Here is a 14,253-nt window from a genome sequence, read left to right as displayed (position 1 = left end):
GCATGAAGCAGTTAAACTAAAAAACACCACATCCAGACCGCAAGGACGCCATGTCAGGACTCTTCACCAAGACCGCCAGGGCCGTAGGCCGCAACGGACTCTCATATCGCCTGCTCTCCTACATTCTGGTGTGCAGTACCGTATTGGCGATGATCATTACGGCGCTGCAACTCGCGTGGGATTACCGCAAGGATGTCGCCGTCATCGAAGACAGCATCGGCCAGATCGAGGCCTCGTTCCTGCAACCCATCGCCGCCAGCTTGTGGAACCTGGATGAAGAGCAGGTCAAAGTGCAACTTGAAGGGATCATGAACCTGCCCAACATGCAGTTCGTGATGGTCAAGGAGATGCTCGGCAACTCCGAAGTCCCGCTGCTGACCCAGGGGGTCGAGCGGGAAAGCTATGATATCTCCCGCGAATTCAACCTCACCTATCAGGGTGAAATCGTCGGCAAGCTGTTCGTTGCCGCCTCTCTCGAGCAGATCTACCAGCGCCTCATCGAAAAATCGGTGCTGATCATGGTCAGCCAGACCATCAAGACCCTGGTGGTCTCATTTTGCATCCTGATCATCATTTACTATCTGGTGGTCAGGCACATCAACCGCATCGCCAACTACGCCCAGAAGTTCAACCTCGATCGGCTCGACATGGCTCTGGAGCTGGAAGGCCGCCCGCAGCCACGCAAGAAACCCGATGAGCTGGATACCCTGGTCTCCACCCTCAACCAGATGCGTACCCGACTGCGTGACGAGCTGGTTGCCCGCCATCAGGCGGTGGAACAGCTGCAAAAGGAGCGGGACTTCTCCGCCACCCTGATCAACTCCGCCAACATGGTCATCTGCTGCATGGAACCGGATTTGACCATCGCCAGCATCAACCCGGCAGCCATACTGCTGACCGGCTACCACCAGCAGGAGCTGTTGCAGCACAACTGGCTGGATCTCTTTGTCAGCCCGGCGCAACGGGAAGAGCTGAACGATATTCTGGCGGCGGAAGGTTCACTGGCCGACAAAGAGGTCATCATGCATGACCAGCAGGCCCATGAGCTGGTACTGCAATGGACCTTCGTACCCTTCTACGATGGCCCCAACCTCAAGTACCAGATCGGGTTTGGCTACGACATCACCCAGCTGAAAAAGGTCGAGCGGGAGATAATCCAGCTCAACGAACAGCTGGAAGGCAAGGTGGTGGAGCGTACCCGCAGCCTGAGCGAAGCCAACAACCAGCTCGGCAAGGCGTACGACGACCTGAAACAGGCCCAGCAGACCCTTGTGGAGTCCGAGAAGATGGCCTCCCTCGGCTCGCTGGTAGCCGGGGTGGCACACGAGATCAACACTCCGATCGGCATCAGCGTGACCGCCTCCTCCTACCTGCAAGAGCGGGTCGCCGACTTCAAGTCTCATATCGACTCCAAGCAGCTGTCTCGCTCCTATCTCAACGAGTTTACCGTCAACCTCGACGAGTCGATGCAGTTGCTGCAGAGCAACCTGCGGCGCGCCTCCGAGCTGATCGCCAGCTTCAAACAGGTGGCTGTCGACCAGTCATCGGAAGCACGATACAACTTCAGCCTCGCCGACAACCTCCATCAGGTAGTGGTCTCGCTTGGCCACAAACTGAAGAAGAGCCAGTGCGAAGTGGATATCCAGTGCGATCCCAAGCTGTCGATCTTCTCCTTCCCGGGCAGTTTTACCCAGATCTACTCGAACCTGATCCTCAACTCCATCAACCACGGGTTCGACAGCTGGGACAAACCGAAGAAGATCACCATCAAGGTGGAACAGCAGGGAGAAGAGCTGTTTATCGACTATTCGGACAACGGCCGCGGCATCCCGCCGGAAATCTTGCCACGCATCTTCGATCCCTTCGTCACCTCCAAGCGGGGTCAGGGTGGCAGCGGTCTGGGCACCCACATCATCTACAACCTGGTGGTGCAACTGCTGAAAGGCCGTATCAGCTGTGCCAGCGAACCGGGCCAGGGCGCCCAGTTCCATATTCGCCTGCCGATCCAACATAACTGAGCGCTGGCTCTTGTGAGCCAGCCGCTTTATCCCCATCATGCTGTGATTGCATTCTTAATGAGCGGAGAACCTCGCAATGGCACAGCATTTTGACTATATCGCCATCGGCGGCGGCAGCGGCGGTATTGCGTCTGCCAACCGGGCTGCCATGTACGGTAAGAAAGTTGCCCTGATTGAAGCCAAAGAGTTGGGTGGAACCTGCGTCAACGTAGGCTGCGTACCGAAGAAGGCCATGTGGTATGCAGGCCAGATCGCCGATGCCCTGAAATATGGCGCCGACTACGGCTTTGACACCACTCTAAACCACTTCAACTGGGCCAAGCTGGTCGAGTCCCGCCAGGCCTACATCGGCCGCATTCACCAGTCCTATCAGAACGTGCTGGGCAAGAACCAGATCACCGTCATCAAGGGCTTCGCCCGCTTCGTCAGCAGCAACACCATCGAGGTCAATGGCAAGCACTACACGGCCGATCACATTCTGATCGCCACCGGTGGCCGCCCGGAAATTCCGGCGATCCCGGGTGCCGAGCTGGGTATCGACTCCGACGGTTTCTTTGACCTGCAAAGCCAACCCAAGCGGGTTGCCGTAGTGGGTGCGGGCTACATCGCGGTCGAGATCGCCGGGGTGATGCAGGCGCTCGGCTCAGAGACCCATCTGGTGGTGCGCAAGCACGCGCCGCTGCGCAACTTCGACCCCATGATCCACGAGACTCTGGTCGAAATCATGGCGCAGGAAGGGCCCAAGCTGCACACCCACGCCATTCCCAAAGCCGTGCTCAAGAACGCTGACAACAGCCTGACCCTGCAACTGGAAGATGGTCGCCATCTCACCGTCGACTGCCTGATCTGGGCCATCGGCCGGGTACCGGCTACCGACAACCTCAATCTGGCTGCCGCTGGCATCACGCTGGACGAGAAGGGCTTTATCCCGACCGACAAGTTCCAGAACACCGCCGTCGCCAACATCTATGCAGTGGGTGACAACACGGGTCGCATCCAGCTCACGCCGGTAGCCGTCGCGGCGGGCCGCCGCCTCTCCGAGCGGCTGTTCAACAACAAGCCGAACGAACACCTCAACTACGATCTGGTGCCGACCGTGGTGTTCAGCCACCCGCCCATCGGCACCATAGGCCTGACCGAACCGGAAGCCATCGCCCAATACGGCGAGGACCAGGTGAAGGTCTACCGCAGCCAGTTCACCGCCATGTACTCGGCACTGACCCAGCATCGCCAGCCCACCCGGATGAAGCTGGTCTGTGTCGGCCCGGAAGAGAAGGTGGTCGGTCTGCATGGCATCGGCTTTGCCATGGACGAGATCCTGCAAGGTTTCGGCGTCGCCATGAAGATGGGTGCCACCAAGGCGGACTTCGACAACTGCGTGGCTATCCATCCGACCAGTGCTGAAGAGTTCGTGACAATGCGATAGGTACGTTTGAAGTTGGCCTGTCATTATCAGGCCAACTTCAACAACTGCGTTCCCACGCCTCATCCCACCAGCGCTGAAGAGTTCGTGACGATGCGATAGGTACGTTTGAAGTTGACCTTTCACGAGGAGCCAGCTTCGACAACCATCTAACCCCTTCTCCCAAACCCGGCTCAGGCCGGGTTTTTTGATCACTCCTCGCCATTTATCCCGCAAATCCGTCGTTCTTTACGCCGATTTTACGCCTGCCACATGGCGCTTTATGGCGCCTTTACGCCTGTTTTACATACCCTTTTCAGCGTCAATGACACCAACAGAGTCGATATGGTCTTACATCGGCTCTCGCAGCTAATTATCTCAATGGAGTCGATATGAATTGGCTATATCTGCTGCTCGTCCTCGCCTTGATGGCCTATCTGATGCGCGCACTCACGCACAGTCACGAGTGAGGGACTACCTATATGCAGCAAGAAATTATCTACCCGGTGGCCAGCAAACTGCCGAGCCTCGTGAGCAATCCAATGCGTGCCCTGACGCACCGTGACCACGAGTGAGGAACTAGAACATGTGGCAAGAAATAATCTATCCGGTGGCCTTCGTGCTGCTGGTTCTGCTGCCGGCACCGCTGCTGGGCAACTACATCTACCGGGTATTTGAAGGCAAAATCCGCTGGCTGGCACCGGTCGAGCGCGCCACGCTGGCTTGCTGTGGCACCGATGGACGGGAGCAGGACTGGAAGTCCTACGCCCTCAGCCTGCTGGCCTTCAACGGCGCCGGTTTCGGTCTGCTGTTCCTGATCCTGATGGCGCAGGGGTTGCTGCCCCTCAACCCGCAACAACTGCCGGGTCTGAGTTGGCAGCTCGCATTCAACACCGCGGTCAGCTTTATGACCAACACCAACTGGCAAGCCTATTCCGGTGAGGCCAGCCTCTCCTACTTCAGCCAGATGGTGGGCCTGACCACCCAGAACTTCGTCTCCGCAGGGACGGGCGCCGCCGTCGCCATTGCCCTGTTCCGCGGCATCGCCCGCCAGCAGACCATCAACCTTGGCAACTTCTGGCAGGATCTGGTGCGTTTCTGCCTCTATGTGCTGCTGCCCATCGCGCTGATCATGGCGCTGGTGCTGGTATGGCAAGGTGTGCCGCAAAGCCTCTCCGCCTATCTGCCGTTCCACGGTGTGGAAGGTCAGGAGCAGCTGCTGCCCCTCGGCCCGGCGGCCTCTCAGATCGCCATCAAGCAGCTTGGCTCCAACGGCGGCGGCTTCTTCGGCATCAACTCGGCACATCCGTTCGAGAACCCGACAGCCCTCTCCAACTGGCTGGAGATGGTCGCCCTGCTCACCATCGCCGCAGCCATGGTCTTTACTCTGGGCCGCTATGTGAAGGACATGGCCCACAGCCGCGCCATTCTCGGTGCCATGACCCTCATGCTGGTGCTGGGGCTCTTCATCTCCCTCTCCCAGGAGCTGAAACCGGATCCCGCCCTCGCCCAGCTCACCACTGACGCCAGCAACATGGCTGGCAACTGGGAAGGCAAGGAGAGCCGCTTCGGCCCTGTGCTCTCCAACATCTGGGAAGTGGCGACCACTGCCGCCTCCAACGGTGCCGTCAACGCCATGCACGACAGCTTTACTCCGCTCGGTGGCATGGTGGGCATGATCAACATGCTGCTGGGCGAGGTCATCTTCGGCGGGGTCGGCTCCGGTATCTACGGCATGATGCTGTTCGTGCTGCTGACCGTGTTCCTGTGTGGACTGATGGTGGGACGTACCCCGACCTATCTGGGAAAACGCCTCGGCATCACCGAGATGAAGTGGGTGGTCGCCAGCATGCTGGTCATGCCGGTGGGGGTTTTGGTGATCGGTGGTGTCACCCTGCTGATGCCGGATGCCAGCACCATCATCGGCCATAATGGCCCGCACGGTCTGTCACGCCTTATCTATGCCTACGCCTCGGCTGCCGGCAACAACGGCTCCGCCTTCGCCGGTTTTGCCGCCGGTGACAACTGGCAGTGCATCGCCATCGGTCTGGCCATGCTGCTCGGTCGCTTCGGCTACATCATTCCGGTACTGGCCATCGCCGGTCAGCTGGCCCGTGCGCCCCGTCAGGAGACGAGCGAAGGGGACTTCCCCATCAGCGGCCCGCTGTTCGTTACCCTGCTGATCATCACCGTCCTGCTGATAGGTGGCCTCTCCTTCCTGCCGGTGCTGGCACTGGGCCCGGTGGCCGAACATCTGAGCCTGATCGGAGGGGCACTCTGATGAACCTGACCCTGTCGATCACCATCCGGATGCCAATGGCCAACTATCTGATGCTGGGAGCTTTCCAATGAGCAAGTCCACTGCAATGAGCACTGACACCATGTTGGTGAAGGGCAAAAAACAGAAATCACAGATCATCCAGGCAATGGTTGAGGCCCTCTATCGCTTCAATCCCAAGGCGCTGTTTGGCAGCCCCATCCTGTTCACCCTCTGGCTGGCCGCAATCATGGCGACCGTGGAGTCCCTGCTGGGGCAGCCCTTCTCGGGGGTTGCCCCCTCGCTGGCGTGGCAGCTGACCGCCTGGCTCTGGCTGACCCTCTGGTTTGCCAACTTCGCGGAAACCCTGGCCGAGGGGCGCGGCAAGGCCCGTGCCGACAGCCTGAAAGCGGGCATGAGCCAGCTCAAGGCCCGTCGGGTGGCGAATGCCAAAGATGGTCAGGGCGAGTGGGTACCCGCCACCAACCTGATGAAGGGGGATCTGGTGCTGGTACGCAGCGGCGAGATGATCCCGGCCGACGGCGAAGTGGTCGCCGGCATCGCCTCGGTCAACGAGGCCGCCATCACCGGCGAATCCGCCCCCGTCATCCGCGAGTCAGGTACCGACCGCAGCGGCGTGACCGGCAACACGACAGTCGTCTCCGACGAGATCTGGGTGCGCGTCAGCAACAATCCGGGCGAGAGCACGCTGGATCGGATGATCGCACTGGTGGAAGGGGCCAAGCGCCAGAAGACCCCCAACGAGATGGCGCTAGACGCCCTGCTGGTGGGCCTAACCCTGATCTTCCTGCTGGTGGTCGCCACCCTGCCCTGGTTCCTCGACTACAACGGCACCCAGGTCCCGCGTCTCTACCTGATCGCGCTCTTTATCACTCTGATCCCGACCACCATCGGCGGCCTGCTCTCCGCCATCGGTATTGCCGGTATGGATCGACTGGTGAAGCTGAACGTCATCGCCAAGTCTGGCCGTGCCGTCGAAGCGGCCGGTGATGTGCGCACCCTGCTGTTGGACAAAACCGGCACCATCACCTTCGGTAACCGGATGGCCGATGAGTTGATCCCGGCACCGGGTGTCGACCCCGCCCTGCTGGCACAAGCGGCCATGCTGGCCTCGCTGGGTGACAACACCCCGGAGGGCAAATCCATCCTGACTCTGGCCAGCAAAAGCATGGCCAAGCCGAGCCAGCTGGAGAGCGACAAGGTGATCCCTTTCAGCGCCGAGACCCGGCTGAGCGGACTGGATCGCAACGGTCATCAATATCGCAAGGGGGCGGTAGATGCCGTGCTGAACTACCTCAGCCTCGACCGCAAGGCGGTACCTGAGCTGGTGCTCAAGTCAGTCGACAGCATCGCCCGTCAGGGTGGGACTCCGCTGCTGGTCTGCACTCAGGAGAAACTGTTGGGGGTGGTCTACCTCAAGGACATCATCAAGCCCGGTATCAAGGCTCGCTTCCAGATCCTGCGCCACATGGGGATCCGCACCGTGATGATCACCGGCGACAACCCGAAAACCGCCGCCGCCATCGCAGCCGAAGCCGGGGTGGATGACTTCATCGCCGAGGCGACGCCGGAGAAGAAGCTCGCCTATATCCGGCAGGAGCAGGCCGATGGCCGTCTGGTCGCCATGTGCGGTGACGGTGCCAACGATGCACCCGCACTGGCACAAGCTGATGTGGGTCTGGCCATGAACGAAGGTACCCAGGCCGCCAAGGAGGCGGGCAATCTGGTGGATCTCGACTCCAACCCCACCAAGCTGCTGGACGTGGTGCTGGTCGGCAAACAGCTGCTGGTGACCCGTGGCGCCCTGACCACCTTCTCCATCGCCAACGACGTGGCCAAGTACTTTGCCATCCTGCCGGCCCTGTTCATCGCCGCCTACCCGCAACTGGGGGTACTGAACCTGATGCAGCTGGGCAGCCCGCAGAGCGCCATCCTGTCGGCCATCATCTTCAACGCCCTGATCATCGTAGCGCTGGTGCCGCTGGCCCTGCGCGGTGTCGACCTGAAAGGCTCGGCCGCCAGCCTGCTGCGCCGCAACCTGCTGATCTACGGTGTCGGCGGCCTGCTGGTGCCGTTTATCGGCATCAAGCTGATCGATCTGGTCATTACCGGCCTGGGTCTGGTGTAACGACATAACCGGGATGCGGCTCAGACCCGCATCCCCAGCCATCCTTTTGGAGCAAGAGAATCATGATAGCAATCAGAACCCTGTTGACCCTGACCCTGCTGCTGGGCGTGGGTTATCCGCTGGCGGTGACCGGACTGGCACAGCTGCTGTTCCCCTGGCAAGCCAACGGCAGCCAGCTGACCGACAGCAAACAGCAACTCATCGGTAGCGCCCTGCTGGGGCAGAGATTCGAGCGGGCTGACTACTTCCATCCCCGTCCCTCAGCCAGCGATTTCAACACCATTGGCGGCAGCGCCAGCAATCTGGGGATGAGCTCACCGCTGCGGGCAGAGTTCGCCGAACAGGCAGCCAAGGCACAGCCTGAAACCAGCTCTCCCGCCATGCTGACCCGCTCCGCCTCCGGCCTCGATCCCCACCTGCCGCTGGATGCGGTGCTGGCTCAGGTCGACCGCGTCGCCAAAGAACGTGGACTGGATCCCGCCCAACTGACGGAGCAGGTCAAGTCGGCCACACAAGCTGGTATCCTTGGCCCGCAGGTGGTCAACATTCTCCAGCTGAATCTGCAACTGGATCATAAAAAGGGCGTCTGATGGCGCCCATTCCGGTTTGGTGATGACCTCGATTTTCGCAACGGGCGGTTGGCTCGATAGGGATAACAATGGCTGATGTAGCAAGCGCTGATGCCCTGCTGACGAGTCTGATGCAGGAGCATGGGGATGCGTGATGAGGTAAGGGCCGATGCCCTGCTGGCGAGCCTGGAACAGGAGCACAAGGGCAAGCTGAAGGTGTTTCTCGGCGCCGCTCCCGGCGTCGGCAAGACCTACGCCATGTTGCAGGCGGTGCGGGAACAGGCCAAAGAGGGGGTCGACATCCTGATCGGCGTGGTGGAGACCCACGGCCGGCAGGAGACGCTGGCCCTGCTCGACAAGCTCGCCATCATGCCGCGCAAGATCCACATGCACCGCCAGCAGCGACTGGAGGAGATGGATCTCGACGGCCTGCTCGCCCGCAAACCGGCCATCGCCGTGGTGGATGAGCTGGCCCACAGCAACGCCCCCGGCAGCCGCCACGAGAAGCGCTGGCAGGATGTGGAGGAGCTGCTCAACGCCGGGATCGACGTCTACACCACCCTCAACGTGCAGCATCTGGAGAGCCTCAACGATCTGGTGTGGCAGCTCACCGGGGTCAGGGTAAAAGAGACCCTGCCCGATCAGGTGCTGCTGGAAGCCGACAGTCTGGTGCTGATCGACCTCCCCCCCAAGGAGCTGCTCGGCCGCCTCAAGGAGGGGAAGGTTTATGTGCCCCATCAGGCCAAGGCGGCACTGCAATCCTTCTTCTCCCTCAACAACCTCACCGCATTGCGGGAGCTGGCGATGCAGACCGCCGCCAGCCATGTGGAGGGGGATCTGCAACTACAGTGGCAGGCTGCGGGCAAGAGCACCTTGCCGCTGCGGGGCAAGCTGATGGTCTGCCTCGGCGACCTGCACGGCTCGGCGCTGGTGCGCTACGGCCACCGCTTTGCCCAGCGCCGTCAGCTCCCGTGGCTGGTGGTGCATGTCGACAGCAATGGCCGCCGCTCTGCCGATGTGGAGCAGGCGCTGGCGCTCGCCTCCCACCTCGGCGCCAAGGTGCTGACGCTATCCAGCCCGGCGGTCGCCAACACCCTGCTGGAGACCGCCGAACAGCAACAGGTCTCCCAGCTTCTGCTCGGCAAACCTCACAAGGCGCCATGGCGCCGCTCGCTGGTGCAGCACCTGCTCAAGCAGGCGCAGGGGCTCGAAATCACGCTGGTCGATACCGAGAAGCAGAAGCCCGAAGTGGGGATGCGCGTCCCGACCCCGAAGGATATACACCACAGCATGCTGGCAGTGGTGATCATGGGGATCACCTCGGCCGCCGCCTGGGGGCTCTCCTACTGGCTGCCCCCCGCAGCGTTACCGCTCATCTTCGTGCTGGGGGTGCTGGCGACGGCCCTCACCACCAGTCTGGTGCCCGCCACACTGGCGGCTGTGCTGGGCTTTATCGCCCACAATCTGCTCTTCACCGCCCCCTACTTCTCCCTGAGCGTCGCCAACCACAGCGACCTGCTCACCCTGTTTGTGCTGCTTATCGTCGGCATGACGGCGGGGCGGCTCGCCTCCCGCCAGCGGCAACAGCTGATCGGTCTGCGCGAGACCCAGCAGTTGGGCAATGCCCTGCTCTCCCTCAGTCAGGGGTTAGCCACCGCCAGCAGCCCGGAGGAGGTTTTGAGACAAGGTGCCCAGGCCATTTCACTGGCGCTAGGCCAGCCGACCGTGGTAATCGACAAGGAGTTCAACGACAGGCTCGGCAACGAGAAGCACAGGCCCGGCCAGACCGACAAGGCGGCCATCGACTGGTGTCTGGCCCAGAAGCAGAGCGCCGGGGCCCACACAGCAACTCTCAATGCCGCCGAGGCCCAGTATCACCACCTCAGCGACGATCTGGTGATCGGCATAACGCTGGCCAATCCGCTCTCCTCCTCTGCCGAGCACCAGCTGCAGGCGCTGCTCACCGACATTCGCGCCGCGCTGGCGCGGATCGACCTCAACGAGCGGCTGGCCGACAGCCAGCTGCAGGCGGAGACCGACCGGATGCGCGCGGCCCTGCTCTCCTCGGTCTCCCACGATTTGAAGACGCCGCTGGCGACCATCATGGGCGCCGGCAGCACCCTGCTGGAATATGGTGACCGGATCCCCGCCGAAGACCGTGACGAACTGCTCCACTCGGTGCAGGAGGAGGCGCGCCGCCTCCACAGCTATGTGCAGAATCTGCTGGATATGACCCGCATCGGCTCCCCCGACTTCCAGCTGAAACGGGACTGGGTCGATCTGGCGGATCTGGTGGAGAGCGCCCGCAAACGGCTCGACTCCTCCTGGCGCCAGCACAAGCTGCTGGTCCATTTCGATCAGCATGTGCCCCAGCTCTATGTCCATGGCGCCCTGATCGAGCAGGTGCTGGTCAACATCCTCGACAACGCCTCCCGCTACTCGCCAGCTGGCACCCCCATCGAGTTCAAGGTGATGGTGGCCGAACCCGACCTCATCATCGATATCATCGATATCGGGGTCGGTATCGCCGAGTCGGATCGGGAGAAGATCTTCAATCTCTTCTACACCCAGCCGGTGGGCGATTGCGGCAGCCGTGGCACCGGGCTTGGCCTCGCCATTTCCCGCGCTATGATAGAGGCCCACGGCGGCAAGATTTGGGCCTTCTCCGGCCCCAATGGCAACGGCACCTGCATGCGTATCTCCCTGCCGCTCGCCCTCAATTCACCGGAGGTCTGATGGCTGACCGCCAGCTCGGGTCACTCAGCCCCTCCCACCATTCGCCTCTGGAGGTTCGATGGCACACATTCTGGTCATAGATGATGAAGCGGCGATCCGTCGCTTTCTGCGGATCAGCCTGATTGCCGAGGGGCATCAGGTGAGTGAGGCGGTGGGGGTCAATGAAGGGCTGGAGCAGTACCGCCATCTCAACCCCGATCTGGTGATCCTCGATCTCGGCCTGCCTGATGGCGATGGTATTCAGGTACTGCAGGCCATTCGCGAACACCACCCCAACCCGGTGCTGGTGTTGTCGGCCCGTGATTCGGAGCAGGAGAAGGTGCGCTTGCTGGATGCCGGTGCCAACGACTACATGAGCAAGCCGTTTGGCATCGGCGAGATGATGGCCCGCATTCGCGTACTCTTGCGCCAGCGGGCTGGCGTCAGCAGCGGCGAGCGACGCCACTTCCCCCAATGCGGCCTGACGCTCGATATCAGCAGCCACAAGGTAACCATGAAAGACGAGGAGATCCCCCTCTCCCGCAAGGAGTTCGCCCTGTTGCAGGCGCTGGTGTGCCACCCCGGCAAGCTGGTGATGCAGACCCAGCTGCTCAACGACATCTGGGGGCCGAGCCACAAGGAAGACACCCACTACCTGCGCATCGTCATCGCCAGTCTGCGCAAAAAGCTGGGGGATAACCCCCAGCAACCGACGCTTATCGAGACCGAATCCGGTATTGGCTACCGCTTTATCGGCAACTGACGTTTCACGTGGAACGACGCCCGCAGCAAATCAGCGCCAGCAGACCACAGCCACTCAGCAACAGGCCGAGATCCTGCAATCCGGCCGCTACTGCCAACCCCAGACTGAGCATCAGGTAATAACCAAGCCCGAACAGGGCGCCAGCACTGCCAGCTACCTCACGATAGGCCAGCAGCGCCTGACTCAGCACATTGGGGATAGCCAGCCCGAAGGCCACCACCACACCCATCATGGGCAACAGGAACCAGAGGCTGGCCTGACTCGCCCAGACCAGCAGCCCGGCGACCAGCGCCAGAGCGCAAGCCAGTCTACTCAGAGAGGACGGCAGCCACCCCCTCCCCAGCAGATGCTTGTTGAGCAGGCTGCCGAGCAGGGTCGCCAGCGCCAGCAAGATCCCCGAATAGCCAAACTCGCCGGTGCTCAATCCCAATCCGGCAAACAGGAAGGGGGCCAGACTGTAGTAACCAAACAACATGGTGTTGAACAGGGCGACCAGCATGGCACTGCGCCAGAGCCCACCATCTTTTATCATCCGGCACACCAGCGGCCAGAGCGCGACTCGCTGGGTACTAACCTGACGGGTTTCCGGCAACTGCCAGCAGGTCACCAGCAGCAAACCGACCGCCAGTATCAGCAGACCGCTGAACACCCCAAGATAGCCGAACCCGCTCGCCAGCTGCCCACCACTGAGCAACCCCAACACTGGGCTGAGTGAGAGCGCAATGCCCATCACCGAGAAGACCCGCGCCAGATCGCTGCCCTGATAGCTGTCGCGCAGCATGGTCTGGGTCACCACGGATCCCACGGCGGCGCCAAAAGCCGAGATAACCCGGGCCACAAGCAGGGTTTCAAACTGGTTGGCCAGCAGCGCCAGCAGGGTGCCGACACCATAGGTGAGCAGACCCGCCAGCATGGCGGGACGCCGCCCGATCAGATCGCATAGCCGCCCCCAGCAGACCACGCCCACCGCAAACGCCAGAAAATAGACCGACAGGGTCTGGGATGCCTGCCCCTCGCTCACCCGAAACTGGCTGGCGATGTGGGTCAGTACCGGGCTGTAGATGGTCTCCACAATTTGGGGAAACATCATCAATCCCACCACCAGCCAGAGCGGTGGCAACTTGTTGTTCATGACAAACCTCCTTCACAAGAGGTCGCCAGTCTAGAGAGATTCAAATTGTCTGATTACAATAAGCAGGACTATAAACATCAAAAATCGGACATATGGCCTTTATTCTTCCCGATCACCCTTTTGACCCCGACCAGCTGACGGGCAGCGTGATCGGCATTGCCTCCGCCCTCGGCTGGCACGACTCGGGTCTGCATCAACATCAACGCCATCAGCTGCTGTTCGCCCAATCCGGCTGCATGACCATGGAGCTGGAAGGTCGGGTCTGCCTGCTGCCACCTACCCGCGCCGCCTGGCTGCCAGCGGGCACCGCCCACCGGGTACTGATGCGCGGTGTCGTCGCCTACCGATCCCTCTACTTCCAGCCGCACCCCGAGTTGCCCGGCACGGTCGAAGTGCTGGCGGTCAATCCGCTGCTGCACGAACTGATCGAACGGATGGCGCTCTGGCCGTGGGACAAACCGCAAGAGCAGCAGCAACGGACGGTGGCACTGTTTATGGAGGAGTTGGAGCAGGCACCGCGGGAGTCGTGGCAGTTGCCGCTGCCGACCGATCCCAGACTGGGCGACTGGCTACAGCAGTTGAAACGGGGGGATGCCCTGCCCGATCGGCTCAACCGGCTGGCCGAACGGGTGGGTGCCAGTGACAAGACCATTGGCCGCATCTTCATGCGGGAGACCGGCATGAGCTATCAGGCGTGGCGTCAGCAGTGGCGGCTGTTGCGCGCCATGGAGCTGCTGGCAGAACGCGAGCCCATCAGCCGGATTGCCGCTGCGCTGGAGTTCTCCAGCGACAGCGCCTTCATCAGCTTCTTCAAACAACATACGGGACAGACCCCCCTGCGCTACCTCAGCTCTCGGGGTGAGTCGCCACAGCCTGGCTAGCTTCCACCACCAGAGTATCCAGCGCCAGCGGCTTGAGGTTATGCAACGCATCCTGCACCACGGCATGGGATGCCTGTTGCAACTCGCTCTGCACATCCTGCTCCAGCTGGACACTATCCAGCTCGGGCCGCGGGTTTTCGTTGGCCATCACGTTCAGGCTCAGGGCACTCACAATCAGGGTGGCGATCAGGCTTTTCATCTGGTTTGCTCCGGTATGGTTGAGATGACCAGATAGCTATTCCAATAGTTGTGCCAATCCTCATGCAATTCATAACATGATGATTTTGTTTAAATTAACTATCTTGCGATACCAAATTGAGTCGCAAAATGCATTCCGCTCGGTCATTTTTAAACCAACAGTTGGTGC

10 protein-coding genes are annotated in these 14,253 nt (G+C 61.2%); 8 read left to right on the top strand and 2 right to left on the bottom strand.

Features of this window, described 5'->3' with window-relative positions; all coding sequences use genetic code 11:
- Positions 1-50: 50 nt before the first annotated feature.
- The 7 genes from ACTG2U_RS13320 (at position 51) to ACTG2U_RS13290 (ending at position 11,873) form a co-directional block, all read left to right on the top strand.
- Positions 51-2,018, top strand: a complete 1,968-nt coding sequence (locus ACTG2U_RS13320) for an ATP-binding protein (protein ID WP_439974589.1) — start codon at positions 51-53, stop codon at positions 2,016-2,018.
- Positions 2,019-2,094: 76 nt separating this feature from the next.
- On the top strand, positions 2,095-3,444 hold the full coding sequence (gorA, locus tag ACTG2U_RS13315) for a glutathione-disulfide reductase (protein WP_439974588.1): 1,350 nt from the start codon (positions 2,095-2,097) through the stop codon (positions 3,442-3,444).
- Positions 3,445-4,006: 562 nt separating this feature from the next.
- The gene (gene kdpA / locus ACTG2U_RS13310; protein WP_439974587.1) at positions 4,007-5,701 is read left to right on the top strand and encodes a potassium-transporting ATPase subunit KdpA; all 1,695 of its coding nucleotides are present in this window, start codon (positions 4,007-4,009) and stop codon (positions 5,699-5,701) included.
- Between the two features lie 67 nt (positions 5,702-5,768).
- A complete protein-coding gene (kdpB, locus tag ACTG2U_RS13305) occupies positions 5,769-7,826 on the top strand; it encodes a potassium-transporting ATPase subunit KdpB (protein WP_439974586.1) in 2,058 nt (685 codons plus the stop codon).
- 62 nt (positions 7,827-7,888) lie between these two features.
- Positions 7,889-8,416: a potassium-transporting ATPase subunit C gene (locus tag ACTG2U_RS13300; RefSeq protein ID WP_346202449.1), complete on the top strand. Its 528-nt coding sequence runs from the start codon at positions 7,889-7,891 to the stop codon at positions 8,414-8,416.
- A gap of 126 nt (positions 8,417-8,542) precedes the next feature.
- Positions 8,543-11,131: a sensor histidine kinase gene (locus tag ACTG2U_RS13295; RefSeq protein WP_043820734.1), complete on the top strand. Its 2,589-nt coding sequence runs from the start codon at positions 8,543-8,545 to the stop codon at positions 11,129-11,131.
- 58 nt (positions 11,132-11,189) lie between these two features.
- Positions 11,190-11,873 carry a response regulator gene (locus ACTG2U_RS13290; RefSeq protein WP_033138525.1) on the top strand — a complete coding sequence of 228 codons (684 nt, stop codon included), beginning with the start codon at positions 11,190-11,192 and terminating at the stop codon, positions 11,871-11,873.
- A 4-nt stretch (positions 11,874-11,877) separates the two neighbouring features.
- Here the strand turns inward: ACTG2U_RS13290 and ACTG2U_RS13285 are convergent, their stop codons facing one another.
- Positions 11,878-13,005 carry a multidrug effflux MFS transporter gene (locus tag ACTG2U_RS13285; RefSeq protein WP_439974585.1) on the bottom strand — a complete coding sequence of 376 codons (1,128 nt, stop codon included), beginning with the start codon at positions 13,003-13,005 and terminating at the stop codon, positions 11,878-11,880.
- A 92-nt stretch (positions 13,006-13,097) separates the two neighbouring features.
- Between ACTG2U_RS13285 and ACTG2U_RS13280 the strand changes: the two genes are divergently transcribed.
- Positions 13,098-13,886: an AraC family transcriptional regulator gene (locus ACTG2U_RS13280; RefSeq protein WP_429012917.1), complete on the top strand. Its 789-nt coding sequence runs from the start codon at positions 13,098-13,100 to the stop codon at positions 13,884-13,886.
- On the opposite strand, the gene ACTG2U_RS13275 is transcribed toward ACTG2U_RS13280, so the two are convergent.
- A complete protein-coding gene (locus tag ACTG2U_RS13275; protein ID WP_139473927.1) occupies positions 13,852-14,085 on the bottom strand; it encodes a hypothetical protein in 234 nt (77 codons plus the stop codon). The genes ACTG2U_RS13280 and ACTG2U_RS13275 overlap by 35 nt on opposite strands.
- Between the last annotated feature and the right edge of the window lie 168 nt (positions 14,086-14,253).

The organism is Aeromonas sp. 95A (assembly GCF_051919235.1).
In the GTDB taxonomy this organism is placed as follows: Bacteria; Pseudomonadota; Gammaproteobacteria; order Enterobacterales; family Aeromonadaceae; genus Aeromonas; species Aeromonas veronii.
Note: the sequence above shows the minus strand (reverse complement) of the source record. Positions and strands in the feature narration are given on the sequence as shown.